Genomic DNA, 24,296 nt, shown 5'->3' on the forward strand with positions numbered 1-24,296 from the left:
ACGCATTAGAGGAACCATATGAGCAGATCCGTTGCCATCGTCACTGGGGCGGCCGGCGATATCGGTCGTGCCATCGCAAAACGCCTGGCGGATGACCATGATGTCATCCTGCTCGTCGATATAGACGAGGCGGCAGTGCAGACGGCGGCGCTGGCCCTCGGCCCCGCGGAACGTTTCGTGCCGCTCAAGGCGGATATCACCAGCGACGGCGATGTTGCCGCCATGGCCGAGGCGGCATCGGGATTGGGCGGATTGAGGACGCTGGTCAACAACGCCGGTGCCGCCCGCGCCGTCAGCCTTCACGATACGACGCCCGCCATATGGCGCGCCGACAATGCCCTCAATCTCGAGGCGGCGTTCCTCTGCTTCCGAGCGGTCGAGGACATGCTGAAGGCGTCGAAAGGGTCGGTCATCAATATAGCCTCCGTCAACGGCATAGCCGTCTTCGGCCATCCGGCCTATAGCGCCGCCAAGGCCGGGCTTTTGCATTTCACCCGGCTGGTCGCGGTGGAATACGGCAAGTTCGGCATCCGTTCGAATGCGGTGGCGCCCGGCACCGTGCGCACCCAGGCTTGGGAAGTGCGCGCCGCCGCCAATCCGAATGTCTTCGAGGAGGCGAGGCGCTGGTATGCGCTGCAGCGAGTCGTCGATCCCGTCGATGTCGCCAATGCCGTCTCCTTCCTCGCAAGCCCGCTCGCCGCGGCGATCACGGGCGTCTGCCTGCCTGTCGATTGCGGCCTGACGGCAGGGCAGGCGGAACTTGCCCACACCTTCTCACAGTCCGAACACTACTGAAGCTCTCTGCCAAGGGGAACATAATGCAGCCGTCCTCCTCCTATCATTTCGAAAACACCTGGTCTCCCGAGGGCGGAAAGCACGGTCGGCTGACCCTGACGCTTTTCAATTTTTCGGATGCGCCTCTTTCGAATTTTCGCCTTGCCTATACGACGCTGACGCGCCTCGTCGATCCGCAAGCCTGCGACAATGCCGTCTTCGTGCGCCGCAACGCCAATTTTCATGAGTTCGCGCCGCCGGCTGGCCTGTCCATCGCGCCCGGAGAGAGCTGGACATTCACCGTCTCGGCACTTCATAGGGTCGCGCGGCATTGCACCGACGGCGCGAAATCCGCCTATGTGACGCTGGCGGACGGCACCCATGTCACGGTCTTGACATCGGATCTCCTGCTGGCCGATCGCGCCAGCGAGCCGCCGCCGGTGCTGCTGCCGGAAGGCCGGCTGGAACTTCCCTTCGCCATCCAGCCCTGGCCGGCAAAGATCGATGTCAAGCCGGATCAAGATTTCCCTGTGGCACTCTATCCAGCGGAAGGCTCAGATGCTGCGAGTGTGAAGGCGCTCGCCACCGCGCAGGCGCTGTTCCGCCGTCTCTTTCCTTCCAATCACATCCCCTTCAGCCTCATTGCCGCGCCTGGGGGCCGGGCGCTGCGTTTCGTGGAGCGGCCGGCGCTCGCCCGCGAAGCCTATGAGCTTTCCTTCTCCGGCGATGAGGTCGTGCTTGCCTTCTCCGCCGCTGCGGGCCGTCTCTATGGCCTGACGACGCTGGCGCAGCTTCTCGATGGCGCGCGGCGCGAGCCCGGCAAGTTCCGCTTCCCGGTTTCCGGCGTGATCGCCGACCGGCCGCGTTACGGCTGGCGCGGCTGCCATCTCGATGTCTCCAGGCAATTTACCCCCAAGGCGGACGTCCTGCGCCTGCTCGACATTCTTGCCTGGCTGAAGCTCAATATCTTCCATTGGCACCTGACCGACGACGAGGCCTGGCGGCTCGAGATCCGCGCCTATCCGCAGCTGACCACCACGGGTGTGCTGCGCGGGCCGGACGAGCCGCTGTTGCCGCAGCTCGGCAATGCCGCCGAGCCGGTCGGCGGCTTCTATTCGCAGGATGACGTTCGCGAGATCGTCGCCCACGCCACAGTGCTCGGCATCGAGGTGATCCCCGAAATCGATATACCCGGCCATAGCACCGCCACCCTCATTGCCCTGCCTGACCTGACGGACGGGCAGGAGGCACCCGACAGCTATCACTCCGTTCAGGGCTTCCCAAACAATGCGCTTAATCCGGCGATCGAGCTCACCTATGAGTTCCTCGGCAAGGTCTTCGACGAAATGGTCGAGCTCTTCCCGTCCGAATATATCCATATCGGCGGCGATGAGGTCGCCAACGGGTCCTGGCTCGCCTCGCCGCTCGCACGCGGGCTGATGGAGCAGGAAGGCATTTCGGGAACGTTTGGGCTGCAGTCCTATTTCCTGAAGCGCATCAAGGCCATGCTCGGCGAACGCGGCCGCAAGCTCGCCGGCTGGAACGAGGTCGCCCATGGCGGCGGTGTCGATCCGGAAGGCTCCCTGCTGATGGCCTGGGAAAAGCCCGAGGTCGGCATCGAACTCGCACGCGAGGGCTATGAAGTCGTCATGACGCCGGGTCAGGCCTATTATCTCGACATGGTGCAGGCCGATGCCTGGCAGGAGCCGGGTGCGAGCTGGGCAGGCACGGTGCCGCCCGCCCATACTTATGCCTATGAGGCAGAGGGTGAGTTCCCCGATGAGCTGAAGCATTTGATGAAGGGCGTGCAAGCCTGCATCTGGCAGGAGAATTTCATCTCCCGCGACTATTTCAACCGTCTGGTTTTCCCGCGCCTGCCGGCCATTGCCGAGGCGGCCTGGACGCCGAAGGCGCAGAAGGATTGGCTGCGCTTTGCCGCCATCGTCCCGCTGAGCCCGAAGCTTTAGAAGGGCGCCCCGACCTTCGCTCACGCTTCAGGCCGCCGAGATGGATTTTCGGCGGCTTTTTCGTGGGCTGGCTGCTATCAAGGCAACGGTCGACAGGATTGCGCGGTCATCGCGCAGGAGCGTTTTACCCCGCGCGCAGGGTCGCCATATCGGTCGGGAAGAAACCCGCCCACGCCATCACTGTCATGGCGGTGATGATGAGCAGATACCACATGGCGACATAATCCCCGACCAGCCGCCGGTTTAACGCGGCAAAGAGAAGAGCGACGCTGAAGGCAAGCCAGAGCAGATTGCAGACGTGGTTCATTTTGTTGTTCCCCTTATTCGTCTTACCTCCCTGCTTCAGAAGCTAGCCAGTCGGGAACGCGCGAGCTAGCGCTGTAGCGGGATGGAGGTTTGCGCTGAGCGCGAAGCGCGGATGGAGCGATCGGCGCTTGAGGCATGGGAAAGAAGTACCCGGCAGGCGAGTCGCGTCCTGCATCGGGCCTGAGCCGATGCTGCTGCAGGAGAATCTCAACGGCGCGCCCACAGCTCAGGAACATCTCGCCACCGCTCCCGTTATCGCCTCATGGCGTCAGGAGAGGAGTTGATTTCATGGATTATTATACGACGATCGCCGCATGCGTCGGCACCGGATCGTTTCTGATCGCAGTATTGATAGCGCTCAACGGTTGAGGAGGCGTGACGATGGAATATGGTGATTGGAACAACCCCGTCATAGTCGACCTCGGCGGTGCCGGTCGCTATGCGATCATAACCAACGCGCTCGATGCGGCCAACTGCATGAGCGACGAGTGGCCGGTAAGCGGCGGACCTGCCGTGGACGAGGCCGTTCTGGTATGTCTCGATGCGGTGCTCGGCAAGGCCTCGGCCGAGCAATCCCGGAGGGCTTTCCTGGAAGCGGCAGAAGAGGCAGGGCTTGATGTCAGACCGGACACCGAAAGCCTTCACTAGCGTAATATGAAGCACCCTGATGAAGGACGTGGCGCCTGAATCTGAAGCGCTTAGATCATCCAGAAGATCAGGCTGAGGATCACGATAACGGCGAGGATGAAACCCATCATCCTCCCGAGCCCTTCATTGACGTTACCATTGCCGACGATCAGATCGTACCAGTCGCTCTTATGGTCCATCGAAAATCCCTCAAGGTTTCCCCCATTAGGTCGACCTCTTCTCCGGCAGTCAATGATTTAAAGATTAGGCTGAAAGGCTGGCCGTGGACGCGCATGCGATACACGAGGGAGCCACCCGCAAGCCAAAGCCGGAAGTGACGATAACAACAAATTGGTAATACAACCTATGATAATGATTTGCTGTTTGAATCAGAAAGTTTGATTTGATGTCTGGTCAATCTATTTCTATTGCGTTGATGGCACAAAACGGTGCAAGCCGATGCTGGATCATTCTCTTTAGCTTCTGCTCTTTGTATGTCGGGCTCGCGGCGATTGCCTGGCCCTCCCGCTATTTCACTTTGTTGGGCATCTACGCGCAGACATTCCTTACCGGTATCCCGATGATTCTGTTCGCTGGCCTCATTGCCGGTGGCGTCTTGGCGGACAAGACGGCCCCGTTGCGGGGCGCGGTGCGCATTCTTCGAAACCGCGGGCCGCAGATGACGGCTGTCGTCCTGGGTTTCCTGCTGTTCCTTACGGCTTTCACCACCTTCAAGATCGCGATCCCTGAAATCAGGCCTTTCTATGCCGATCCCCTGCTTGCCAATATCGATCGAGTGATCTTTGGCACTGATGCCTGGCTCCCCAGCCACATGATGGTCAACAGGCAGATGCTTCCTGTTCTGGCGTTCCAATATGAAGTCACTTGGAAGGTGATGTGGTTCGCCATGTTCGTCTTCATCGGCCTTTGGCCGGATCGGACGCGCGGTGCCAGATACCTGCTCGCCCACGCTCTGACACTGATCATTTGCGGGACAGTCCTCGCGACGGCCCTGTCGTCAGTCGGCCCGATCTTCTATGACCGGATCTATGGCGGCGATCGTTTCGCTGATCTCGCCAAGATCTTGCAGGGTCAAGGCGATGCCATGGATACCTGGCGGACCTCAAACTACTTGTTCCTGGCATATCAGAGCGGGCAGCCTTATCTCGGTAGCGGCATCAGCGCCATGCCAAGCATTCATGTGGCGGTTGCCGCACTGAATGCCTTCTTCCTGACGAGCCTGAACCGCTGGCTGGGCATCATTGCATGGAGTTTCTTTGCCGTAATCGCTTTCATGTCGGTCTACACCGGCTGGCATTACGTCTCGGATGGCGTTTTGTCGGTCATAGTGGTTAGCATGATTTGGTACGGCATAGGCAAAGTGTCGAGATCTGACGCTGACGGTTGAGCGACATGGTGAGCTGATTTTCAGCCACTCGCGGAAGGTACAGGTTTTCTGTTTCTCGTGGCGCTCGTCGTCATGGCGCCAATTCTCCGCGTCCGAGGGCTTCACCGGCAGATAGAGGCCGATTGAATTGGCAAGCCTGCAGCTCTTTTCACGCATCCTCGCTAAAGCGACGGGATCCGAGGCACGGCCGGGAATTTGACGGTGAATTCAGACGGTATTCGGAGCTGTGGGTTGGCAGTGATTGCAATCCGTCCCGAAGAAACAGATTGACACAACCTCATACAGATTTCCGATTTTGCGGGAGATCTCAATGAGTTCATCATACGGATTCAAAAAAATCCGCATCGGATAAAACCGATTGAAAAATGGAATGGTGCCCAGAAGAGGACTCGAACCTCCACGCCTCGCGGCACAGGTACCTGAAACCTGCGCGTCTACCAATTCCGCCATCTGGGCGACGGACACGCATGTAAGGGGGTGGCCGTCCGGTGTCAACAGGGTTTTTGAAGTTTTAGTGTCAATCGCGAAAAAAGCGGCTGAAGCCCGGGTCAAACCCGGGCTGCAGCCCATGCGCTGATGAGGCCAAGTCCCTGTTCCAGCAGGGCCTTTGCCTCGCTTTCGGTCGAAGCTTCCACATAGCAGCGCATTTCCGGCGCATTGCCGGAAGGGCGGAAATGGATGATTCGGTTATCCACAAGCGTGACCCTGAGTCCGTCGATGTCGCTCTTGGACGCGACGGTCGCGATCGGTTTCAGGAAATCCGCGAGATTGGCGTCGGAAGCACGCAGATAGGCCATCAGCGCCGCGCTGGTCTCGACCGGAAAATTCTCCAGGCGGTCGGCGGCGGCAAAGGGCAGGCGGTAGCTGCCGGCAACCGCCGAAAGCGGCTCGCGCGCCTTTGCGGCGGCATAAAGCGTCGCGAGGATCGGCAGGAAGCTGTCGCGAGTCGGCAGCGGTTCGAAGGGTTTGCCTTCGACGCTGAAGCGGCTGGCCGTCAGCGTGCCGCCATTGGCCTCGAAGCCCATGACATTGGCCTTGCCGGCCGCAACGGCCTCGTCCATGCCGGCGATCACATAGGGCGAGCCGACGCGGGTGCGGATAACGGAGTAGGAGCCGGCCGATTCGATGCCAGAATTGGACGTAACCGGGGTGACCACCACCTGCGCGCCGAGGAAGTTTGCGGCGATGAGGCCGAGCAGATCGCCGCGCAGCGGCTCGCCGGTCTCATCCGCCACCAGCGGCCGGTCGCCGTCACCATCGGCTGAGACGATGGCATCCAGCCCTTGTTCCGGTGCCCAGCCTTTCATGAGGCGGATCGTTTCGGGCGAGACCGCTTCGGTATCCACCGGAATGAAGCTCTCCGAGCGGCCGAGCGGCACGACGCGGGCGCCATAATGCGAAAGCACCTCACCGAAAAGATCGCGCGCCACCGTGCTGTGCTGATAGACGCCGACGGTAAGTCCGGCGAGGCTGCCTGACGGCAGCAGGCTCTTATTGCGCTCCAGGAACAGTACGGCGGTCTCCGCCGTGCGATTTTCCGCCGTGGCTGGCGTTTCGTCGAGAACGGAATCGCCGATCGCAAGCGCCTCCTCGCTGATCGCCACTTCGTCGCGCTTGTCGATCTCGCCGTCCGGCCGGTAGAATTTGATGCCGTTGCGGTCGGCCGGGATATGCGAACCAGTGATCATCAGCGAGGCCCCCTTCAGCTGAAGCCCGTAAAGCGCCAATGCCGGCGTTGGCAAGGTGCCGCAGTCGATGGGCGTCAGGCCCGCCCTCTTCAGCGCGCCGATGCAGGTGGCGGAGATTGCCGGGCTCGATTCGCGGAAATCACGGCCGACGAGGACGAGATCGCCCGATTTGGCATGGCCGCTCTTCAGCAGATAGCGGGCAAAGGCGGTGGCATAGAGAGCGGATGCCCGTCCGATGAGGTCTGCGGATAGGCCGCGAAGGCCGCTGGTGCCGAATTTCAAGCTGCTCACAGGCAATCTCCCTAGCAATGATCGGGCTGTTATGGAGCAAGCGGCGTCGGCGATCAACTGATTGCGAGCAGTTGGCCGCGAGAGGCGGTAGCACTGGTTTTACCTTGCCTGCGACCCCAGATAGGTTAACGGCTGCCGCGAAAAGCATGCGGTTTCGCCGCGGAGCGGATAGGAGTTTATCATGACTGTTTGCGGCAGGATCGCGCTCGGATATGTTCTTGCACTCGCCGTGCTGGCGCAGGCGGATTTTGCGGCTGCCGCTTCGAATTCCCCGAAGATCGTCATTCCGCCGCGCAGCACGAATTCCGTCATCTGCGATTCCCGGGGCTGCTTCGGCTTCGGGGAGCGGCAGTTTTACACGCGCCCCGGCCAGCCGCTGCCGATTACGCCGCCCTATACCGGCGGGGTCAACCGCTACGACGCTCCGCGAGTTCAGATTCCGCCGCGTGAAACCTATACGCCGCCGAGGACGGTCTATCCTTCGCCGGCCCAGCAGCGCACGCGGCATCAGACATGGTGCGCCGAACGCTACCGGACGTACAATCCCGGCACCAACCTCTATTCCACGATCAATCGCGGCTTCCAGCCGTGCCGCGCGCCCTTCGACTGACAGCTCGGCGGCGAAATCGGCTCAGCTTTCCAGCGATGCGCGATCGGTATGGCCGAGATCGCGCTCGGGATCGATGACATCGCGCACCCGCTGCTTCAGCTCCTTCGGTCCCGGGAAGCCGCCATCCCGCTTGCGCTCCCACAACAGCTCGCCGTCGATGCGGATTTCGAAGACCCCGCCGGTGCCGGGGATCAGCGCTACTTCGCCGAGGCTGTCGGTGAAGGTCTGCAAGAGCTCCTGTGCCATCCAGCCGGAGCGCAGAAGCCAGTTGCATTGGGTGCAGTAGAGAATGGTGATCCTGGGCTTGTCGCTCATAGTCATGATCCTTCGCTGTTTGCTGAGATCTAGGCTCAACTTTAGTCCGCTGCAAGCCAAAGCAATTTCAGGAAGAGTGCCAGGCGGTTTTCCGTCCGGAATTGCACGGGGAAAGACGGCCAGAGCGGTTCGGCATCTCCGTCGAGCGCTGAAACGCTCCAGCCACTTGCCTCTCCCGCAGCCTCATGCTCATCTCCGGTGGTAACATTGCTTGGGAATCATCGGTATGCGCGTCGCCATCATCGAAAATATGAAGAACACCCCGCTCGGCGCTCTCGGCATTGCGCTCGAAGAGGCCGGGGCCGACGTCGAATGGTTTCGCCCCTGGAGCGGCGAAGCGCTACCCGGGGAGACGGCATCCCACGATGCGCTCGTCGTGCTCGGCGGCGAACAGAGCGCGCGCGACGACGACACCCATCCCTATCTGCCGGAGCTGGCGAGGCTCATGCGCCGTTTCGAGGGGGAGGACAAGGCCGTGCTCGGCATCTGCCTCGGCAGCCAGATCCTGGCGCGTGCCTACGAGGCCGAAAATCTGCTCGGCACCGCCCATGAGTTCGGCTGGAAGACGATCGGCCTGACTGATGAGGGCAGGAAAGACCCGCTGCTGGCCAATGTCGGCGACGAATTCACCATTTTCGAGTGGCATTCCGACACCTTTACCTTGCCTGATGGAGCCACGCGCCTCGCGGCCAATGGCGTGACGCGAAACCAGGCCTTCCGCATCGGCCGCGCCACCTATGGCACGCAGTTCCACTTCGAAGCCAACGCTGCCGTGGTCGAGCGCTGGCGCGGCGAATTCAGGGAAACCATCGAGCGCAAGGAGCCCGGCTGGCTTGAGAGCTATCCCGAGCTTGTCGCCAAGTACGCCGCTGCCGCTGAGACGGCGGGTCTTGCTATCGCTCGCGCTTGGGTGCGGACGATCAGGGTGCAGGCAGAGCTTCCGCAGGCCGCGGAGGCTTGAGGGTCGCTGATGATCGGACACGTCCAATCAATCCGATGGCGACATGCCATACACCGGCAGTTTTGAAATGGGAGGAAATGACATCATGAGCACGCTGGAACTACCGAGCGAGGGCGGCTGCCGTTGCGGGCAGGTGCGGTTGAAGATCAGCGCCAAGCCGATGCTCACCATGGCCTGCCATTGCACAGGCTGCCAGCGCATGACCGGCGGTCCCTATTCGCTAAGCGCCGCCATCCCCACGCAGGGTTTCGATGTGACTGAGGGCGAGCCTGTCATCGGCGGCCTGCACGGCGATGTCATCCATCACTATTTCTGCCCGCATTGCATGAGCTGGATGTTCACGAAGCTCGAAGGCGTCGACTGGTTCGTCAATGTCCGCGCCACCATGCTCGACGACACCAGCTGGTTCACGCCCTTCATGGAGACCTGGACGAGCGAAAAGCTGCCATGGGTGACGACGCCTGCCAAGCACAGCTATGCCGCGCTGCCGGCGATGGAGGAGTATGAGGGGCTGACGAAGGAGTATATGGGGCAGGGGTGAGGCTGGTCCTCACTCATCCCCCATCTTCAGGGCGGCAATGAACGCTTCCTGCGGGATTTCGACCTTGCCGAACTGCCGCATGCGCTTCTTGCCTTCCTTCTGCTTGTCGAGCAGCTTGCGCTTGCGGGTGGCGTCGCCGCCGTAGCACTTGGCGGTCACGTCCTTGCGCAGCGCCTTCACCGTTTCGCGGGCGATGATGCGTCCGCCAATGGCGGCCTGGATCGGAATCTGGAACATGTGCTGCGGGATCAGATCCTTCAGCTTCTCGCACATGACGCGGCCGCGCTTTTCGGCGGCGGAGCGGTGCACGAGCATGGAAAGCGCATCCACCGGCTCGGCATTGACGAGGATCGACATCTTGACGAGATCGCTCTCGCGATAGTCCGTCAGGCTGTAGTCGAAGGAGGCGTAGCCCTTGGAGATCGACTTCAGGCGGTCGTAGAAGTCGAAGACGACTTCGTTGAGCGGCAGGTCGTAGGTGATCATGGCGCGATTGCCGACGTAGGTCAGCTCGGTCTGGATGCCGCGGCGGTCCTGGCAAAGCTTCAGGATCGAGCCGAGATAATCGTCCGGCGTCAGGATCGTCGCCTTGATCCACGGCTCACGGAATTCGGAAATCTTGACGACGTCGGGCATGTCGGCCGGGTTGTGCAGCTCGATCTCGGTGCCGTCGGTCATGGTGAGCTGATAGACGACGGAAGGCGCCGTCGCGATCAGGTCGAGATTGAATTCGCGCTCCAGGCGCTCCTGGATGATTTCGAGATGCAGCAGGCCGAGGAAGCCGCAGCGGAAGCCGAAGCCGAGAGCGGCGGACGATTCCATCTCGAAGGAGAAGCTGGCGTCGTTGAGGCGCAGCTTGCCCATGGCCGAGCGCAGGTCTTCGAAATCGGCGGCATCGACCGGGAAGAGGCCGCAGAAGACGACGGGCTGCGCCGGCTTGAAGCCCGGAAGGGCCTCGGCGGTCGGGCGCTTGTCTTCGGTAATGGTATCGCCGACGCGGGTATCGGCCACTTCCTTGATCGAAGCGGTGATGAAGCCGATTTCGCCGGGCCCGAGGCTGTCGACGGCGACCATCTTCGGCGTGAGAACGCCGACGCGCTCGATCTGGTACTTCGCGTCCGTGCCCATCATGCGGATGGTCTGGCCCTTGGTCAGGGTGCCGTCGATGATGCGCACGAGAACCATGACGCCGAGATAGGTGTCGTACCAGCTGTCGACCAGCAGCGCCTTCAGCGGTGCCTTTTCGCCACCCGCGCTCTTCGGCGCCGGCAGCTTGTGCACGATGGCTTCCAGCACGTCGGGAATGCCGAGGCCGGTTTTGGCCGAAATCAGCACGGCATCGGAGGCGTCGATGCCGATCACTTCCTCGATCTGTTCCTTGATGCGGTCGGGTTCGGCGGCCGGCAGGTCGATCTTGTTGAGGACGGTAACGAGCTCGTGATTGTTGTCGATCGCCTGATAGACGTTGGCAAGCGTCTGCGCTTCCACACCCTGCGATGCGTCGACGACAAGCAGCGATCCCTCGCAAGCCGACAGCGAGCGCGAGACTTCATAGGCGAAGTCGACGTGTCCGGGCGTGTCGATCAGGTTGAGAATATAGGTCTCGCCGTTCTTGGCCTTGTAGTGCAGGCGCACGGTCTGGGCCTTGATGGTGATGCCGCGCTCGCGCTCGATCTCCATATTATCAAGCACCTGCTCCGACATCTCGCGTTCGGCGAGGCCGCCCGTCGTCTGGATCAGGCGATCGGCCAGCGTCGATTTGCCGTGGTCGATATGGGCCACGATCGAGAAGTTGCGGATATGCGAAAGCGGAGTGGTGGAATTGGTGCTCATGCGCGCCATATAGCAGCGCCGCCCCGCGCCGCAAAGCGGAAAAGCGGGGCTTTGGCGGCTATCTTCACGTTATGTTAGCCTTTTTCGGTTCGCCGTCGAGCAATGTCGAAGCATACTTGATTCCATCATGCGATCGTGTATTTCTCATATAGTAGAATAACGAAGCGTGAGACATGAGTCATGGCGGATGATGATCTGGAACTGGCGATCGGCGCGCGCATCAAGGAACTGCGCATCGCCCGCAGCCTGACGCTGGATGAGCTTGCCAATGCCTCGGCCGTCAGCCGCGCCATGATCTCGCGCATCGAGCGGGCGGAGGCGAGCCCGACGGCCTCGCTGCTGTCGCGGCTCTGCGCGGCGCTTGGCCTTTCGCTCTCGGCTTTCTTTGCCGAGGAGGACGAGGAGGTGTCGCCGCTTGCCCGCCATGCTCAGCAGGCGATCTGGCGCGATCCGGGGACCGGCTACGTCAGACGGGCCGTCTCGCCGCCGGGAACGGGTTCGAAGGTCGATGTCGTGGAGGTCATCTTCCCCGCCGGAGCGCGCGTCATCTTCCCGCCGAATACGGCAAGTGCCGGTATGACCCAGCATGTCTGGCTGTTCGAGGGCGAGATGGAGGTGACGCACCGCGACGTCGCCCATCGCCTGATGCCTGGCGATTGTCTCTTCATGGGCGTCGGCGATGGCCACGCTTTCCATAATCCTGGCGAGGTACCGGCGCGCTACAGCGTCATCCTCGACCGCGGCCGTTCATAAGCCCAAGGATCTTTTTCATGACCGATATTCGTCTTCTCTCCGCTGTTGAAGCTCGCATTGTTCTGCCGGATCTCTGCGATGTGCTTGCCGATTGCGTCAATGGCGGTGCATCCGTCGGCTTCATGCAGCCCTACGGAACGGCCGATGCCTTACCCTACTGGCAAGGTGTTGCCGATAGCGTCGAAAGCGGCGCGACGCTGCTTTTCGTCGCCCTGACCGAGGGCAGGGTCGTCGGCACGGTGCAGGTAGGTGCCGCGCAAATGCCGAACCAACCGCATCGCGGCGATCTGAAAAAGCTGCTGGTGCACAGCTCCGCGCGGGGCAGGGGTCTTGCCCGCCTCTTGATGGAGACGGCAGAGCGCGAAGCCGTCCGCATCGGCAAGACCCTGCTCGTGCTCGACACCGCGACCGGCAGCGATGCCGAGGCGATCTATCCGCGTCTCGGCTGGCAGCGCGTCGGCGTGGTGCCTGATTATGCGATGTGGCCCGAGGGCGGCCTTTGCGACACGACCATTTTCTATAAGCGCATTGCGGCCTGAGAAGGCTATTCAAGCTGAGAAGGCGGTAATGGCATCCTGCAAAGTCGATCCCGCTGTCCATTGCATCGCCTTCCAGCCGAAGTGCCGTGTGGCTTTGATATTGGCCTCCACATCATCGATGAAGCCGATCTCGCTTGCGGATATCCCGACACGTTCGGTTGCCAGCCGGAAGAATTCGGCTGCTGGCTTCTGATAGCCGAGGGCGGCGGAATAGAAGATGCCGTCGAAGCGGGAGGAGAGCCCGAGTTCGCCCATCAGATAGGCGGCGCGCATATGCTCCTGGTTGGTCGCGAGGAACATCCTTGTTCCCCCGGCCCGCAGTGCGGCCAAGTCTTCGAGCAGGTCGTGGTCCAGGCGGGAGTCATTCTCGAACCAGTAGTCGATCAGAGTTCGAGCGCTGAGATGGGGAGCGATCCTGCCGAGAACTTCTGCAAGCTTCGGCTCCAGCGCATCGCGGCCGGTGACGATGTCGACGCAGCAGGTTTTGAAGAATGCCTGTTGAAGCACATCCAGCCGCAAGCCTAGATCGCGCTCCAGATAGGTGAACAACGGCAATCCATCGCTCGGCCGGCCGTATACCAACACGCCGTCGACATCGACCATCAGGAGTTTCATGCTGCTGCCCTCAGTTCATCAAGCGCGCGTGGAAGGTGTCGTCGTTTGCGATTGCGTTCAAGACCGCATCCCGCTCTTTTTTCTCTACCGCGATGCATGTAAGCCTTTGCCCCACCAAGGTAACGGAGGAAGTGAACATGCGGGTCATCTATTCGGAGGATCACAAGCTCAGGGATGCAAAGACCGAGCTGCATGACGGCCAGCTCGTCACGCCCTTCGAAGCACCCTTCCGTGCCGAATGGATCCTCGCCGCCGTCAAGGAGGCCGGCTTCGCCGATGTCGTCGCGCCCGATGCCTATGGATTGGAAACGGCGCGCAAGGTCCATGATCCCGCTTATCTCGATTTCCTCGGCGTCGTCTGGGAACGCTGGGTCGCCGCCGGTTATAAGGGCGAGGCGATCGCCAATTCCTTTCCCGTCAGGCGCACCAGCCAGCGCGTGCCGGAAAATATTGTCGGCATGATCGGCCATTATGCCAATGCCGCCGATACCTCGATCACCAAGGGGTCCTATGAGGCGGCGCTTGCCTCGATGCGCTGCGCCCTGACCGGCGCCGATTGGCTGAATGCAAGCAATCGCTTCGCCTTCTCGCTCTGCCGCCCGCCCGGCCATCACGCCGGCTTCGATCTCTTCGGCGGCTATTGCTTCATCAACAATGCCGGCGTTGCCGCTCAGCGGCTGCGCGATCATGGTGCAGCCAAGGTGGCGGTGCTCGATGTCGATTTCCATCACGGCAACGGCACGCAGGACATGTTCTACCGGCGGAGCGATGTCTTCACCGCCTCGCTGCATGGTGATCCCATCCACGCCTTTCCCTATTTCCTCGGCCATGCCGATGAGGAAGGCGAGGGCGATGGCTTGGGCACCAACCGCAACTATCCCATGCCGCGCGGCACGCCCTGGGAGGCCTGGTCGGCGGCGCTCGACGACGCGCTTTTCCGCATCAAGGCCTTCGGTGCGGAGGCGATCGTGCTCTCGCTCGGCGTTGACACCTTCGAGCGCGATCCGATCTCCTTCTTCAAGCTGACTTCGCAGGATTTCATTCGCATGGGCGAGCGCATCGCTGCCGCCGGCCTGCCTGTTCTTGTCTGCATGGAGGGCGGTTACGGCGTACCGGAAATCGGTCTGAATGTCGCCAATGTGCTGAAAGGCCTTGAAGCCTGAGCAGGTCTTGTATCAAGGCACCTGATCGCAGCATGAAAAGTTTGAATTTGCCACTGCATGGCCACGCCTCTAAAAACGCCGCCCAGTTGGGGGTGGTTATGAAACAGAAGCTTGTCGACAGCGGATCCGATGGCGGCGCGGCGCTGATGCCGGATTCGGATGCTGCGCCATCGACCGGCGGCCTTGTCGCCGGCGTGCTGATGTGTGTGATGTCGATGTCGTCAATCCAGTTCGGCTCGGCCTTGTCGGCTCCGATCATCAACGCCTATGGGCCGGTGGGGGCCACATGGCTGCGGCTCGTCTTCGCCTCTATCGCGCTGGCGCTGATCGTTCGGCCCAAGATCATGAGCTACAGCCGCTCGCAATGGCTCGGCGTGCTGGCGCTTGGCTCCGTATCGGCGTTTATGACGGCTTCCTTCTTTTCGGCGATTGCACGCATTCCACTGGGGCTTGCCGTCGCCATCGAGTTTCTGGGGCCGCTGCTGGTCGCAACCCTCGGCTTCGGGCTCAGCCGTCAGCTTCTCTGGCCGATCTTAGCCGCCATCGGCGTTCTGCTCCTGGCCTATGATGGCCAGGCATGGGTTGGCAATCTCCCCGGCATCCTCTTTGCCATTGGCGCAGGTGCGGGCTGGGCCTGCTATATCCTTTTGACGAAGAAGGTCGGCAATGCCTTTCAAGGCCTCGAAGGCCTTTCCATGTCGCTGCTGGTTGCAGCCGTTGTTTCGACCCCCTTCGGCTATGCCTCCGCCGCTTCGCATTTGACAGGTTTCGGTCTCCTCGAAATAGCCGGGCTGGCGCTGCTCGTTCCGCTGCTGCCCTATGTGCTGGAAATGGTGGCGCTGCGACGCATGCCGACCTCATCCTTCGGTATCCTCATGAGCCTCGAGCCCGCCATCGGTGCCGTTGCCGGCTTTGTCATCCTGGCGCAGCCGATGACGCCATCGCAGATGTTCGGCACGGCGCTCGTGGTATCTGCCAGCATCGGCGCAACGGTTTTTGCCGCGAAAGGGTGATTTGCGGCGGGTTGGTTTGTCGGTCGATTGGTAGACTTCGCGTTTGCGGAGGCTAGCACCCCTCCCCACGAACTCAAATCTGGAAGCTCATCACCCCTACCGGGCCGCATCTTCCAGTGCACACCTGGGATCGATCATATCCTCCGCGGACCCGCGGACCTTGTTTGCTCCCATTATTCTCGCCAGGATATAGAAGCCGTGCTGGCCGTCGGGCGATGTCGAGCCGAAGACGCCAACCACGACGTTTTCCATATTCGAGCGAGCACCATCCACACCGTCTGCGACAAGCTTCAACGGGTTTAAATCGGAGAGGTCATCGGCTGCATGGAATGTGGCCCACCAGCCGGCCTTCGTCCTCAAATTTGTAAACCGACTGCTTCCAATCTCTGTCGCATGGGTCTTCAGCAATGTGCGAAAGCGGGGCGTCTCGCATCCCATGTGGATATGAAGCCGATCCTGAGTGCGCCAATTGGCAGCATTTATCGCCAGCGCGAAATTCCGTGAGGAGTCCTTCCAGGCGCGCTGACCCAATCCGTCGGCTCGCTCTCTCCAGGCGGCATCGAAATAGTTCGGTGCGTCCGCTGCCAGAAGGCGGGGATCTTCGATGCCGGGCACATCGGCCAACGGCGCGAGAATGGTCCGCTCTTTGTCTGCCGGCTCGCGAAGAACGACATAGGAAGACAACGGGTCCTTGGCTTTAACTATCTTGAGGCACGGATACGGCGATCCGGTCAGGGCAGAATTGACCTCGCAGGCTCTAATCACCAGCCCCAGAGCGGAGCGGCTGGCGAATGAGCTCATGATGACGACGGCGATACCGAGAGAGATAGAGAGAGCGACAAGCCGGTGCTTCATGTGTGATTTCGATTTCCTTCTGGGGAGCCGATCATTCCCGAAAACCTGCCTCTCATGACGCTTTATCCCATTGGCACACTGATATTTCCAGAAGTCCTATCTGGCAAAACAGAAAATGTTGAACATGAAACACCGCGCATGGACCGTCTACGGCGCAAACTTGCCACAACGATGTCACCGTTCATCTGCCCGCGACGTACTTTAAACCGTCTTCCTTGCGGGATCGTCCAGTGCCGGATTGTAGAAGAGCGAGAGCGTCAGGCTCTTGGCGATGCGTTCGGCCGTCGCCATGAACCAGTCCCTTGCTTCCGCCGATGGTGCGATATCGGCAAGCGTCTGCGAGAACAGCGCCAGCCATTCCGGAAAAAGCTCGGCCGCCATGCCTTCGACGCCGAGATGCGCCTGTACCGGCTTGCCACCATAGGCGCCGTTCTTGAAGGCGATCGACGACCAGAAACGCTTCATCCTGTCCATATGATCGGGCCAGCGCCCGGCAAGCCGTCCGTCGAAGACCGGTCCGAGCTGTGAATGCGCCTGCACGCGGCCGTAGAATGTATCGACGAGCCTGTCGATGAATGCGGCATCGATGCCCATGCGAGCCATTTCCGCCTCGGCCTTTTCACGGATGCCCGCAAGATGGGCGGCGCGGCCCTGTAGTTCCTGTTCCATAATCGTCTCCGGGTGCGCCGGCGGGATATCGCGGCGGCCAGCGTTCGTTCCCTATGTATGCAATTCGCTGTTATAGCCAAGCCGTCATGCAAGCGTTGCGGCATTCTGTCAAAATCATCTCGCTTTTGACCGTAGACCTTCGCCGCAGCCGACGAATTCTCCGACACGATTTACACTCCTTACGGCGCATGCGCGCTTGACCGGCGCAATGCCACAATTTAGAATTAGAATAATTCTAAATTTAAGAGGTTACCCGATGCTTTTAGGCTTATTCCGCCCGTCGAAACGTTCCTTTACCTCCCTGTCCGAGCAGGAGATCCTCGCCATCGCCATCGCCGCCGAAGAGGACGATTCGCGCATCTATCTCGCCTATGCCGATATTCTGCGCCCCAATTTTCCCGAGTCGGCCAAGGTTTTCGAGGATATGGCCGAGGTCGAGGATACCCATCGCAAGACACTGATCGACATGCATCGCCAGCGTTTCGGCGAGCGTATTCCGCTCATCCGGCGCGAGCATGTTCGAGGATTTTACGAGCGCAAGCCGGACTGGCTGCGCAAGAACCTCTCGCTCGATGCCATGCGCGACGAGGCGGAAGCGATGGAGCAGCAGGCCTATCATTTCTATGTCGAGGCCGCCAAGCAGGTGTCCGATGCCTCGACACGCCAGCTCCTCGGCGATCTGGCGCTGGCCGAGCAGGGACATGAGGATGTTGCCCGTATGCTCGGCGACAAGCACACGCCGGAGACGGTCAAGCAGGAGGAGGATGCCCAGGCGCGTCGCCAGTTCGTGCTGACCTATGTGCAGCCTGGCCTTGCCGGCCTCATGGATGGTTCCGTCTCGACGCTCGCGCCGATCTTCGCCGCCGCCTTTGCCACGCAGCAGACATGGCAGACCTTTCTTGTCGGCCTGTCGGCGTCTGTCGGCGCTGGCATCTCCATGGGTTTCACCGAGGCGGCGCATGATGACGGCAAGATCTCCGGTCGCGGTTCGCCGATCAAGCGTGGCCTTGCCTGCGGCATCATGACCGCTATCGGCGGTCTCGGCCATGCGCTTCCCTATCTCATCCCGCACTTCTGGACCGCGACGATCACCGCCGCCGTCGTCGTCTTCTTCGAGCTGTGGGCCATCGCCTTCATCCAGAACAGATATATGGAGACTCCCTTCCTGCGCGCGGCCTTCCAGGTCGTCCTTGGCGGTTCGCTCGTGCTCGGCGCCGGCATTCTGATCGGAAATGGGTGAGACGCGTTCGGCAAGCTTATGTGCCCAAGCGAGGGTCGGCGGGTGAGATATGGGTGATCTTTCGTCTCCCTGGGCAGAGTGGAGATAGGCGATCTTCACGAAATGTTAAAATTCGGAACGCCTGCCGCCGCCATCGGTTAGCAACACGAGGCCGCTCTTGGCCTCGACAGCAAACCAAAGGAGATAATCCAATGGCAAACCAAGGTGGAACCCACGAACAGCATGTGAAGGCTGGCCAGCAGAGCCACAAGAACATGGAGAGCAACACGAGGAATGCTTCGTCCACCGGCTCGCGCGAGCAGCACTCTGGCGGCTCCCGCGGCGGCACTCACGAGCAACACGTCAAGGCAGGCCAGCAGAGCCATAAAAACAGCTGACGTTCGTGGTGACAGTTCATTCGCCCTTACCGTAGAGTAGGGAGCGTTTTTACCAGTGATGAAAAGCGAAAGGCCGGTCCGATGGGCCGGCCTTGCTGCATGATGCAAATTGCTTTTGCGCTTACTTGACGGCGCCGACCAGAACGTCGTTGTCGTTCTCGATGGTAACCCAACGCCCGGCATTGAAGCTCGCTTGACGCTTCAGGTAGGAATAGGGGGTCTTGTTCCAGATCTTGATCTGGTCCTCGAGGTTGTCGAGGATGTAGTCGCCCTGCTTGGTACGCAGCGTCAGCACCGCATGGCCCTCGCCATCCGGCTTGCGCACGACCGTCATCAGCAGGTCAGAGGCGGAAATGCCGCTCTGTATCAGGAGCTTGCGCTTCAGCAGGGCAAAATCCTCGCAGTCGCCGGCGGTCTTCGGATATTCCCAATATTCTTCCTGGCCATAGACTTCCATATCCGTTGCCGGTTGGATGGTCTTGTTGACGCGCAGATTGATCTGGCTGACCAGCGCCCATGAGGCGGCATTCATGTCGAGGGGACCGGCATTGCGGGTCGGGCCACATTCGTCGGCATGTCTCTGGCAGAAATCGTAGTGCCCGATCGGCTGGGAGGTCACGTTGCCAACCGTCATCGACGCACTCTGTTGAGGCGCCGGCACAGCCGACGACGACATCGCAACTATAGCAGCGAAGGCAATCAATACGCCCTTAATACGCACGCCCACTATCCTTGTATCGTCCCTGCATTTGTTAACAAATTGTTAATGTAGGGGGGCGTGGGAAGTCAATCGTTACTTAAGTGTTAACGCCGGAACCGGCTCACATGGTTAATTTCGGCACAATCCAAGGGATAGCTGCCATAATTCCATGCCTCTTATGATTATGGAAACGCACGTAGATATAACCCCGGCAGCGATGCCTGCTTGAACTATTTCGCGCGTATCTGCATGTTTTTATGGCGTATTATGCAGAGCCAAGGTCTCGGCGACGGCGAGCATGCGCTCCAGATCCTGGGGGCGCGACAGGCGATGGTCGCCGTCGCGCACAAGCGTTAACACCACATCGTCTGCCGGCAGGTGCTCGACGAGCTTTAACGAATGCGCGAAGGGCACGTCGGCATCCTGCATGCCCTGCAATATGTGCACCGGGCAGCCGGTCTCGATGATGCCGGTCAGCACACGATTGGTGCGGCCGTCCTCGATAAGGGCGCGGGTGAAGATGTTCGGCTCGGGGCTGTAGTCCGAGGGTTCCTCGAAATAGCCGCGTTCCTCCAGCGAACGCCGCTCCACCTCGGAAAGATTGGGTTCGATGAGATCGATGGTGAAGTCCGGTGCAGGCGCTATGAGCACCAGCCCGGCAACGGGGGGCGCCTTCCTGCGCTTGCGCAATTCCTGGATGACCCGCAGCGCGATCCAGCCGCCCATCGACGAGCCGACAAGAACGATCTTCTTCGGCTTCGTATGATCGATGACGGCAAGCGCTTCTTCCAGCCAGCGCGAAATCGTGCCGTCGGTGAATTTGCCGCCGGATTGGCCGTGGCCGGAATAGTCGAAGCGGATGCAGCCGAGCCCCAGTCGCGCCGCCAGCGCATCCAGCTCCACCGCCTTGGTACCGCTCATGTCGGATCGATAGCCCGAGAGCCAGACGAAGCTGACGTTCCTGGCGCCCTTGCCGGCGGCGCGCTGGATGATGGCGATCTGGCGTTCGTTCTCGCCCGTGCCGACGGGAAGGAAGGTCGGTTGGATGGCTGTGGCTGTCTCGGACATGAAAAGCTCCCGGATTTTCTGCCCTATAGAACAGATTCGCGTCCGCGTGACCTGAAAAATCCTCGATCTTTTCGCTGGAGTTTCTATATAAAGGGGGAACGATACTGTGTCCTTGGCGCATCTGCGCCTGCGTGACACTCTGCTGACACGCAGGAGGTGCTTTTTTCCTGCTGTCATGCTATTGACTTCAACACAGCTTTTACGACATTTCCGTCAGTTGCGCCGGCGGGGAGCGAGAGGCTGCAGCTATCCGAAACAATTCGTGGAGAATACGACCATTCGCAGACCCTTCAAAACCGATGCGCCCGTAAAGGACGGGCCACGTTCCAACAGGGAAATTCGCATTCCCAAAGTTCAGCTCATTGCAGCTGACGGCCAGAATATGGGTATCGTCCCAACCGACCAGGCATTGAGAATGGCAGAGGAGGCCGGTCTCGATCTGGTAGAGATTTCCCCCAATGCCGAACCGCCTGTGTGCAAGATCCTCGATCTGGGCAAGCTGAAATATGCCAACCAGAAGAAGGCCGCCGAGGCGCGCAAGAAGCAGAAGATCGTCGAAGTCAAAGAAATCAAGATGCGTCCCAACATCGACACCCACGACTATGAGGTGAAGATGAAGGCGATCGGCCGTTTCTTCGAGGAAGGCGACAAGGTGAAGGTGACCTTGAAGTTCCGTGGCCGTGAAATGGCCCACCAGGAACTCGGTATGAAGCTTCTTCAGCAGGTCAAGGAAGATACGCTCGAGATCGCCAAGGTCGAAGCCGAGCCCAAGCTCGAAGGCCGCCAGATGATGATGGTGCTTGCGCCCAAGTGAGGCGCAGGTGGAAATAAGAGGTCGGAGCCGTCCCATTGGGCGGCTTTTTCCTTTTTGCGGGCCGCTCGCGCGTTGTCATCGATCTGCAAAGATTCCCGCGCCGGCCCCGTTGCACTTCAAGGCGAGTGCGGTTATAAGCGCGCGTCCGAACTGACCGGCAGGGCATGCCGTGGCAGTTCAGAATGCTGGCTGAGCGGTTCGTCACCGTTTCAGCCGTTCAACAACAAACGCTCCGGCACCTTGTTGCAGCCCGGCCTGTCCGGACCTGTGGGAAGGGCTTTTAAGCAAAGCGCGCCAGGAAGCATCGAAGGAGTAGCAAAATGCCCAAGATGAAGACGAAGTCCTCTGCCAAGAAGCGGTTCAAGATCACCGCATCCGGCAAGGTCAAGGCAGCCGCTGCTGGCAAGCGCCACGGCATGATCAAGCGTAGCAACAAGTTCATTCGCGATGCCCGCGGCACCATGGTTCTCGCAGAACCGGATGGCCGTAAGGTTATCAAGAACTACTTGCCGAACGGTCTCTAAGACTATTCGTAACGCTATAGACTAAGGAGATCATGAAATGGCACGCGTAAAAAGAGGCGTTACCGCCCACGCCAAGCACAAGAAGGTTCTGAAGGCAGCTAAGGGCTTCTACGGCCGCCGCAAGAACACCATCCGTACAGCCAAGGCCGCCGTCGATCGTGCAAAGCAGTATGCTTATCGCGACCGCAAGGTTAACAAGCGCAATTTCCGCGCCCTCTGGATCCAGCGTATCAACGCTGCCGTCCGCGAGCATGGCCTGACTTACGGCCGCTTTATCGACGGTCTGAACAAGGCTGGTATCGAGGTCGACCGCAAGGTTCTCTCCGACATGGCGATCCATGAGTCGGAAGCTTTCGGCGCGCTCGTCGCTGCTTCGAAGAAGGCGCTTGAATACCTCAAGGAAGCCGGCACGAAGAACGAGTTCGAGGCTGCTGTCGGCTAAGGCTGCCTTCGAGACATTTTTGTGTCAAATTTGTGAAACCCGCGCTTGTGTAATCAGCGCGGGTTTTGTATTTTCTGAGATACAATCAATTTGCGATGATCACCTTGGGGCTTCCCGGTATCGGGGTAGGTGAAGTTGTTAGGCCAGACGACATTAGAGCAATTTCAGCAAAAGTGCGCAGCGATTTTCCGCCCGCAACTGCGTAAAAACAAGAGGATAGAGCGTCTTCGCGATTCACAGGAAAGCGGAAAGGCTCCAAATTCCATATCCAATCTCACCGGCAAGGATATCGAGACCTTACTGACGGCGCTGGTGAATGGATCAAGGCGCGTCGAACGCGTTTCTCTCTCGTCATGCGGAGTATGGATCAAGCGATACGGCACGGAAAGACCTTCGGTCTGGCGCCATTTGCAGACCATCCTTTCGCGCATCGTCCCAATCGCTTTCCTGCGTCCCTGCGCCTATCTGTCTCCGTGGCAAATGGCGGAGCGGGAAACGGGCCGCATCGTCCTGTTCAAGGAGCGGGGTATTCCCGTTCCCGACCTTCTCTATGTCTCGAATGGCGCGATCATGCTTGCCGACGCGGGCATGACGGTGCAACAGCGCCTGCGGCAATTGCGGGATAGCGATCCCGTCGCCCATGATGATCTCATGGTCGTCTGCGCCGCTGAACTCGGCCGGCTGCACGCTAAAGGCCTTTGCCATGGCCGGCCCTATCCGCGTGATATGTTCTTTGTCGGCAACCGGTTTGGCTTCATGGATTTCGAGGAAGACCCGCAGACCGTCATGCCGCTTGAGGTGGCGCAGGCCCGCGACGTCTGGCTGCTCTTCCTGCAGATCGCCACCGGCGCCCGCCTTGGCCTGCAAACGCAGAACAGGGCTTATGAAGCCTGGCTCGAGCATGCGCCGGCGGCCGCGCGTGCCGAGCTTCAGCGCATGATTCGCTTTCTTGGCGGTTTTTTGTTCCTTGCCCGGTTGATTGGCCGCGTGCACATGGGTAGTGATCTCCAGCGCTTCATCGTTGCCACAAGCTTTCTGATGCATGCGTTTACCAATTATTCCGTGGACTGAGTGCCCGATGGCCATGGTCCGCAAGGCAGGACCAGATGACGGAACTCGTAACGCTTGAAACCCAACTCATGGCCGAAGTGGCGGCTGCGACCGACGAGCAGTCGATCGAAGCCGTCAGGGTCGCCGCGCTCGGCAAGAAGGGCTCGGTTTCGGAACTACTGAAGACGCTGGGTTCGATGTCGCCGGAAGAACGCCAGACACGCGGTGCGGCGATCAATGCGTTGAAGAACGCCGTCACCGATGCTATCAATGCCCGTAAAAGCGAGCTGCGCGATGCCGCGATTGAGGCGAAGCTGAAGGCCGAGACCGTCGATGTCAGCCTGCCGGTCCGCTCCTCGCCGGCCGAGCGCGGCCGCATCCATCCGATCAGCCAGATCGTCGACGAGATCACCGCCATCTTCGGCGACATGGGCTTCTCAATCGCCGAAGGTCCCGATGTCGAGACCGACTACTATAACTTCACGGCGTTGAACTTCCCGGAAGGACACCCGGCCCGCGAAATGCACGACACCTTCTTCTTCCAGCCGGATGAAAAGGGTGAGCGCAAGGTGCTGCGCACGCACACCTCGCCGGTGCAGGTGCGCACCATGGAAGTGCAAAAGCCGCCGATCCGCATCATCATCCCCGGCAAGACCTATCGCCAGGATAGCGACGCCACGCATTCGCCGATGTTCCATCAGGTCGAAGGTCTCGTCATCGACAAGACGGCGAATGTCGCCAATATCCGCTGGGTGCTGGAAGAATTCTGCAAGACCTTCTTCGAGGTCGACAATGTGACGATGCGCTTCCGTCCGTCCTTCTTCCCCTTCACGGAGCCGTCCTTCGAGGTCGATATCCAATGTGACCGCTCCGGCCCAATCGTCAAGTTCGGCGAAGGCACGGACTGGATGGAAATCCTCGGCTGCGGCATGGTGCATCCGAACGTGCTGCGTTATGGCGGTCTCGATCCGGACGAATATCAGGGCTTTGCCTGGGGCATGGGTCTCGACCGCATCGCCATGCTGAAATACGGCATGCCCGACCTGCGCGACTTCTTCAACGCCGATGTCCGCTGGATGAACCACTACGGCTTCCGCCCGCTCGACATGCCGACCTTGTTCGGCGGTCTGAGCGCGTAAGGAAGGGATAAAGC

The 24,296-nt window shown here is 60.3% G+C and carries 28 protein-coding genes and 1 tRNA gene; 18 read left to right on the top strand and 11 right to left on the bottom strand.

Features of this window, described 5'->3' with window-relative positions; all coding sequences use genetic code 11:
- Positions 1-18: 18 nt before the first annotated feature.
- Complete coding sequence (locus tag DQ393_RS20195) at positions 19-795, top strand: SDR family oxidoreductase (RefSeq protein ID WP_112343516.1); 777 nt, start codon at positions 19-21, stop codon at positions 793-795.
- A 23-nt stretch (positions 796-818) separates the two neighbouring features.
- Positions 819-2,741, top strand: coding sequence for a beta-N-acetylhexosaminidase (locus DQ393_RS20200; RefSeq protein WP_112343517.1), 1,923 nt, complete (start codon positions 819-821; stop codon positions 2,739-2,741).
- Between the two features lie 124 nt (positions 2,742-2,865).
- Here the strand turns inward: DQ393_RS20200 and DQ393_RS20205 are convergent, their stop codons facing one another.
- Positions 2,866-3,048, bottom strand: a complete 183-nt coding sequence (locus DQ393_RS20205) for a hypothetical protein (protein ID WP_112343518.1) — start codon at positions 3,046-3,048, stop codon at positions 2,866-2,868.
- A gap of 380 nt (positions 3,049-3,428) precedes the next feature.
- Between DQ393_RS20205 and DQ393_RS20210 the strand changes: the two genes are divergently transcribed.
- Positions 3,429-3,695 carry a DUF982 domain-containing protein gene (locus DQ393_RS20210; RefSeq protein ID WP_112343519.1) on the top strand — a complete coding sequence of 89 codons (267 nt, stop codon included), beginning with the start codon at positions 3,429-3,431 and terminating at the stop codon, positions 3,693-3,695.
- Positions 3,696-3,745: 50 nt separating this feature from the next.
- Here DQ393_RS20210 and DQ393_RS34125 read toward each other — a convergent pair whose 3' ends face one another.
- The gene (locus tag DQ393_RS34125) at positions 3,746-3,874 is read right to left on the bottom strand and encodes a hypothetical protein (RefSeq protein WP_281024030.1); all 129 of its coding nucleotides are present in this window, start codon (positions 3,872-3,874) and stop codon (positions 3,746-3,748) included.
- A 380-nt stretch (positions 3,875-4,254) separates the two neighbouring features.
- Here DQ393_RS34125 and DQ393_RS20215 point away from each other — a divergent pair, with 380 nt between their 5' ends.
- Positions 4,255-5,082 carry a phosphatase PAP2 family protein gene (locus DQ393_RS20215; RefSeq protein ID WP_210209433.1) on the top strand — a complete coding sequence of 276 codons (828 nt, stop codon included), beginning with the start codon at positions 4,255-4,257 and terminating at the stop codon, positions 5,080-5,082.
- A gap of 371 nt (positions 5,083-5,453) precedes the next feature.
- Here the strand turns inward: DQ393_RS20215 and DQ393_RS20220 are convergent.
- A tRNA-Leu gene (locus tag DQ393_RS20220) sits at positions 5,454-5,538 on the bottom strand.
- A gap of 92 nt (positions 5,539-5,630) precedes the next feature.
- The gene (locus DQ393_RS20225; RefSeq protein WP_112343521.1) at positions 5,631-7,061 is read right to left on the bottom strand and encodes a phosphomannomutase; all 1,431 of its coding nucleotides are present in this window, start codon (positions 7,059-7,061) and stop codon (positions 5,631-5,633) included.
- A gap of 181 nt (positions 7,062-7,242) precedes the next feature.
- Between DQ393_RS20225 and DQ393_RS20230 the strand changes: the two genes are divergently transcribed.
- Entirely contained in the window at positions 7,243-7,671 is a 429-nt protein-coding gene (locus DQ393_RS20230; RefSeq protein WP_112343522.1) for a BA14K family protein, read from the top strand.
- 21 nt (positions 7,672-7,692) lie between these two features.
- On the opposite strand, the gene DQ393_RS20235 is transcribed toward DQ393_RS20230, so the two are convergent.
- The gene (locus tag DQ393_RS20235; protein WP_034514177.1) at positions 7,693-7,986 is read right to left on the bottom strand and encodes a SelT/SelW/SelH family protein; all 294 of its coding nucleotides are present in this window, start codon (positions 7,984-7,986) and stop codon (positions 7,693-7,695) included.
- A 226-nt stretch (positions 7,987-8,212) separates the two neighbouring features.
- Here DQ393_RS20235 and DQ393_RS20240 point away from each other — a divergent pair, with 226 nt between their 5' ends.
- Both DQ393_RS20240 and DQ393_RS20245 read left to right on the top strand, forming a co-directional pair.
- On the top strand, positions 8,213-8,947 hold the full coding sequence (locus DQ393_RS20240; RefSeq protein WP_112343523.1) for a type 1 glutamine amidotransferase: 735 nt from the start codon (positions 8,213-8,215) through the stop codon (positions 8,945-8,947).
- A gap of 85 nt (positions 8,948-9,032) precedes the next feature.
- Positions 9,033-9,488, top strand: coding sequence for a GFA family protein (locus DQ393_RS20245; RefSeq protein ID WP_112343524.1), 456 nt, complete (start codon positions 9,033-9,035; stop codon positions 9,486-9,488).
- A gap of 9 nt (positions 9,489-9,497) precedes the next feature.
- On the opposite strand, the gene lepA is transcribed toward DQ393_RS20245, so the two are convergent.
- Positions 9,498-11,330, bottom strand: coding sequence for a translation elongation factor 4 (gene lepA, locus DQ393_RS20250; RefSeq protein ID WP_112343525.1), 1,833 nt, complete (start codon positions 11,328-11,330; stop codon positions 9,498-9,500).
- Positions 11,331-11,501: 171 nt separating this feature from the next.
- Between lepA and DQ393_RS20255 the strand changes: the two genes are divergently transcribed.
- Entirely contained in the window at positions 11,502-12,074 is a 573-nt protein-coding gene (locus DQ393_RS20255) for a helix-turn-helix domain-containing protein (protein ID WP_112343526.1), read from the top strand.
- A gap of 17 nt (positions 12,075-12,091) precedes the next feature.
- Positions 12,092-12,613 (top strand): GNAT family N-acetyltransferase, encoded by a 522-nt coding sequence (locus DQ393_RS20260; RefSeq protein WP_112343527.1) that lies wholly within the window; start codon positions 12,092-12,094, stop codon positions 12,611-12,613.
- Positions 12,614-12,622: 9 nt separating this feature from the next.
- Here the strand turns inward: DQ393_RS20260 and DQ393_RS20265 are convergent, their stop codons facing one another.
- The gene (locus tag DQ393_RS20265; RefSeq protein ID WP_112343528.1) at positions 12,623-13,228 is read right to left on the bottom strand and encodes an HAD-IA family hydrolase; all 606 of its coding nucleotides are present in this window, start codon (positions 13,226-13,228) and stop codon (positions 12,623-12,625) included.
- A 137-nt stretch (positions 13,229-13,365) separates the two neighbouring features.
- Here DQ393_RS20265 and DQ393_RS20270 point away from each other — a divergent pair, with 137 nt between their 5' ends.
- Positions 13,366-14,391 (top strand): histone deacetylase family protein, encoded by a 1,026-nt coding sequence (locus DQ393_RS20270; protein ID WP_112343529.1) that lies wholly within the window; start codon positions 13,366-13,368, stop codon positions 14,389-14,391.
- Between the two features lie 98 nt (positions 14,392-14,489).
- Complete coding sequence (locus DQ393_RS20275; RefSeq protein ID WP_112343530.1) at positions 14,490-15,404, top strand: EamA family transporter; 915 nt, start codon at positions 14,490-14,492, stop codon at positions 15,402-15,404.
- 96 nt (positions 15,405-15,500) lie between these two features.
- Here DQ393_RS20275 and DQ393_RS20280 read toward each other — a convergent pair whose 3' ends face one another.
- Positions 15,501-16,259: a CDP-diacylglycerol diphosphatase gene (locus tag DQ393_RS20280; RefSeq protein WP_112343531.1), complete on the bottom strand. Its 759-nt coding sequence runs from the start codon at positions 16,257-16,259 to the stop codon at positions 15,501-15,503.
- A gap of 201 nt (positions 16,260-16,460) precedes the next feature.
- A complete protein-coding gene (locus tag DQ393_RS20285) occupies positions 16,461-16,928 on the bottom strand; it encodes a group III truncated hemoglobin (protein WP_112343532.1) in 468 nt (155 codons plus the stop codon).
- A gap of 256 nt (positions 16,929-17,184) precedes the next feature.
- On the opposite strand from DQ393_RS20285, the gene mbfA reads away from it, so the two are divergent.
- Both mbfA and DQ393_RS20295 read left to right on the top strand, forming a co-directional pair.
- Positions 17,185-18,168 carry an iron exporter MbfA gene (gene mbfA, locus DQ393_RS20290; protein WP_112343533.1) on the top strand — a complete coding sequence of 328 codons (984 nt, stop codon included), beginning with the start codon at positions 17,185-17,187 and terminating at the stop codon, positions 18,166-18,168.
- A 191-nt stretch (positions 18,169-18,359) separates the two neighbouring features.
- Positions 18,360-18,545, top strand: coding sequence for a hypothetical protein (locus tag DQ393_RS20295; protein ID WP_112343534.1), 186 nt, complete (start codon positions 18,360-18,362; stop codon positions 18,543-18,545).
- A 121-nt stretch (positions 18,546-18,666) separates the two neighbouring features.
- On the opposite strand, the gene DQ393_RS20300 is transcribed toward DQ393_RS20295, so the two are convergent.
- Together DQ393_RS20300 and DQ393_RS20305 are read right to left on the bottom strand one after the other, a co-directional pair.
- Positions 18,667-19,266 (bottom strand): transglutaminase-like cysteine peptidase, encoded by a 600-nt coding sequence (locus DQ393_RS20300; protein ID WP_112343535.1) that lies wholly within the window; start codon positions 19,264-19,266, stop codon positions 18,667-18,669.
- A 234-nt stretch (positions 19,267-19,500) separates the two neighbouring features.
- On the bottom strand, positions 19,501-20,313 hold the full coding sequence (locus tag DQ393_RS20305; RefSeq protein WP_112343536.1) for an alpha/beta hydrolase: 813 nt from the start codon (positions 20,311-20,313) through the stop codon (positions 19,501-19,503).
- Between the two features lie 277 nt (positions 20,314-20,590).
- Here DQ393_RS20305 and infC point away from each other — a divergent pair, with 277 nt between their 5' ends.
- The 5 genes from infC (at position 20,591) to pheS (ending at position 24,282) form a co-directional block, all read left to right on the top strand.
- The gene (gene infC, locus DQ393_RS20310; protein ID WP_037149235.1) at positions 20,591-21,127 is read left to right on the top strand and encodes a translation initiation factor IF-3; all 537 of its coding nucleotides are present in this window, start codon (positions 20,591-20,593) and stop codon (positions 21,125-21,127) included.
- A 320-nt stretch (positions 21,128-21,447) separates the two neighbouring features.
- Positions 21,448-21,651: a 50S ribosomal protein L35 gene (gene rpmI / locus DQ393_RS20315; protein WP_012759782.1), complete on the top strand. Its 204-nt coding sequence runs from the start codon at positions 21,448-21,450 to the stop codon at positions 21,649-21,651.
- Positions 21,652-21,688: 37 nt separating this feature from the next.
- Entirely contained in the window at positions 21,689-22,093 is a 405-nt protein-coding gene (gene rplT, locus DQ393_RS20320) for a 50S ribosomal protein L20 (RefSeq protein WP_112343537.1), read from the top strand.
- Between the two features lie 408 nt (positions 22,094-22,501).
- Positions 22,502-23,164 carry a serine/threonine protein phosphatase gene (locus DQ393_RS20325; RefSeq protein WP_112343538.1) on the top strand — a complete coding sequence of 221 codons (663 nt, stop codon included), beginning with the start codon at positions 22,502-22,504 and terminating at the stop codon, positions 23,162-23,164.
- Positions 23,165-23,199: 35 nt separating this feature from the next.
- Positions 23,200-24,282 (top strand): phenylalanine--tRNA ligase subunit alpha, encoded by a 1,083-nt coding sequence (gene pheS / locus DQ393_RS20330; RefSeq protein ID WP_112343539.1) that lies wholly within the window; start codon positions 23,200-23,202, stop codon positions 24,280-24,282.
- Positions 24,283-24,296: the final 14 nt, after the last annotated feature.

The organism is Martinezella tropici (genome assembly GCF_003287875.1).
GTDB classification, from domain to species: Bacteria; Pseudomonadota; Alphaproteobacteria; order Rhizobiales; family Rhizobiaceae; genus Rhizobium; species Rhizobium tropici_C.

What these genes read in the sequence shown, in the direction of transcription:
- DQ393_RS20255 (WP_112343526.1), top strand. Translation starts at nt 11,502, where the DNA reads ATGGCGGATGATGATCTGGAACTGGCGATCGGCGCGCGCATCAAGGAA.
- DQ393_RS20230 (WP_112343522.1), top strand. Translation starts at nt 7,243, where the DNA reads ATGACTGTTTGCGGCAGGATCGCGCTCGGATATGTTCTTGCACTCGCC.
- pheS (WP_112343539.1), top strand. Translation starts at nt 23,200, where the DNA reads ATGACGGAACTCGTAACGCTTGAAACCCAACTCATGGCCGAAGTGGCG.
- DQ393_RS20240 (WP_112343523.1), top strand. Translation starts at nt 8,213, where the DNA reads ATGCGCGTCGCCATCATCGAAAATATGAAGAACACCCCGCTCGGCGCT.
- DQ393_RS20245 (WP_112343524.1), top strand. Translation starts at nt 9,033, where the DNA reads ATGAGCACGCTGGAACTACCGAGCGAGGGCGGCTGCCGTTGCGGGCAG.
- DQ393_RS20195 (WP_112343516.1), top strand. Translation starts at nt 19, where the DNA reads ATGAGCAGATCCGTTGCCATCGTCACTGGGGCGGCCGGCGATATCGGT.
- DQ393_RS20200 (WP_112343517.1), top strand. Translation starts at nt 819, where the DNA reads ATGCAGCCGTCCTCCTCCTATCATTTCGAAAACACCTGGTCTCCCGAG.
- DQ393_RS20235 (WP_034514177.1), bottom strand. Translation starts at nt 7,986, where the DNA reads ATGAGCGACAAGCCCAGGATCACCATTCTCTACTGCACCCAATGCAAC.
- DQ393_RS34125 (WP_281024030.1), bottom strand. Translation starts at nt 3,874, where the DNA reads ATGGACCATAAGAGCGACTGGTACGATCTGATCGTCGGCAATGGTAAC.
- DQ393_RS20215 (WP_210209433.1), top strand. Translation starts at nt 4,255, where the DNA reads ATGATTCTGTTCGCTGGCCTCATTGCCGGTGGCGTCTTGGCGGACAAG.
- DQ393_RS20205 (WP_112343518.1), bottom strand. Translation starts at nt 3,048, where the DNA reads ATGAACCACGTCTGCAATCTGCTCTGGCTTGCCTTCAGCGTCGCTCTT.
- DQ393_RS20270 (WP_112343529.1), top strand. Translation starts at nt 13,366, where the DNA reads ATGCGGGTCATCTATTCGGAGGATCACAAGCTCAGGGATGCAAAGACC.
- DQ393_RS20295 (WP_112343534.1), top strand. Translation starts at nt 18,360, where the DNA reads ATGGCAAACCAAGGTGGAACCCACGAACAGCATGTGAAGGCTGGCCAG.
- DQ393_RS20260 (WP_112343527.1), top strand. Translation starts at nt 12,092, where the DNA reads ATGACCGATATTCGTCTTCTCTCCGCTGTTGAAGCTCGCATTGTTCTG.
- DQ393_RS20280 (WP_112343531.1), bottom strand. Translation starts at nt 16,259, where the DNA reads ATGAAGCACCGGCTTGTCGCTCTCTCTATCTCTCTCGGTATCGCCGTC.
- DQ393_RS20275 (WP_112343530.1), top strand. Translation starts at nt 14,490, where the DNA reads ATGAAACAGAAGCTTGTCGACAGCGGATCCGATGGCGGCGCGGCGCTG.
- DQ393_RS20210 (WP_112343519.1), top strand. Translation starts at nt 3,429, where the DNA reads ATGGAATATGGTGATTGGAACAACCCCGTCATAGTCGACCTCGGCGGT.
- rpmI (WP_012759782.1), top strand. Translation starts at nt 21,448, where the DNA reads ATGCCCAAGATGAAGACGAAGTCCTCTGCCAAGAAGCGGTTCAAGATC.
- DQ393_RS20305 (WP_112343536.1), bottom strand. Translation starts at nt 20,313, where the DNA reads ATGTCCGAGACAGCCACAGCCATCCAACCGACCTTCCTTCCCGTCGGC.
- DQ393_RS20285 (WP_112343532.1), bottom strand. Translation starts at nt 16,928, where the DNA reads ATGGAACAGGAACTACAGGGCCGCGCCGCCCATCTTGCGGGCATCCGT.
- mbfA (WP_112343533.1), top strand. Translation starts at nt 17,185, where the DNA reads ATGCTTTTAGGCTTATTCCGCCCGTCGAAACGTTCCTTTACCTCCCTG.
- DQ393_RS20265 (WP_112343528.1), bottom strand. Translation starts at nt 13,228, where the DNA reads ATGAAACTCCTGATGGTCGATGTCGACGGCGTGTTGGTATACGGCCGG.
- lepA (WP_112343525.1), bottom strand. Translation starts at nt 11,330, where the DNA reads ATGGCGCGCATGAGCACCAATTCCACCACTCCGCTTTCGCATATCCGC.
- rplT (WP_112343537.1), top strand. Translation starts at nt 21,689, where the DNA reads ATGGCACGCGTAAAAAGAGGCGTTACCGCCCACGCCAAGCACAAGAAG.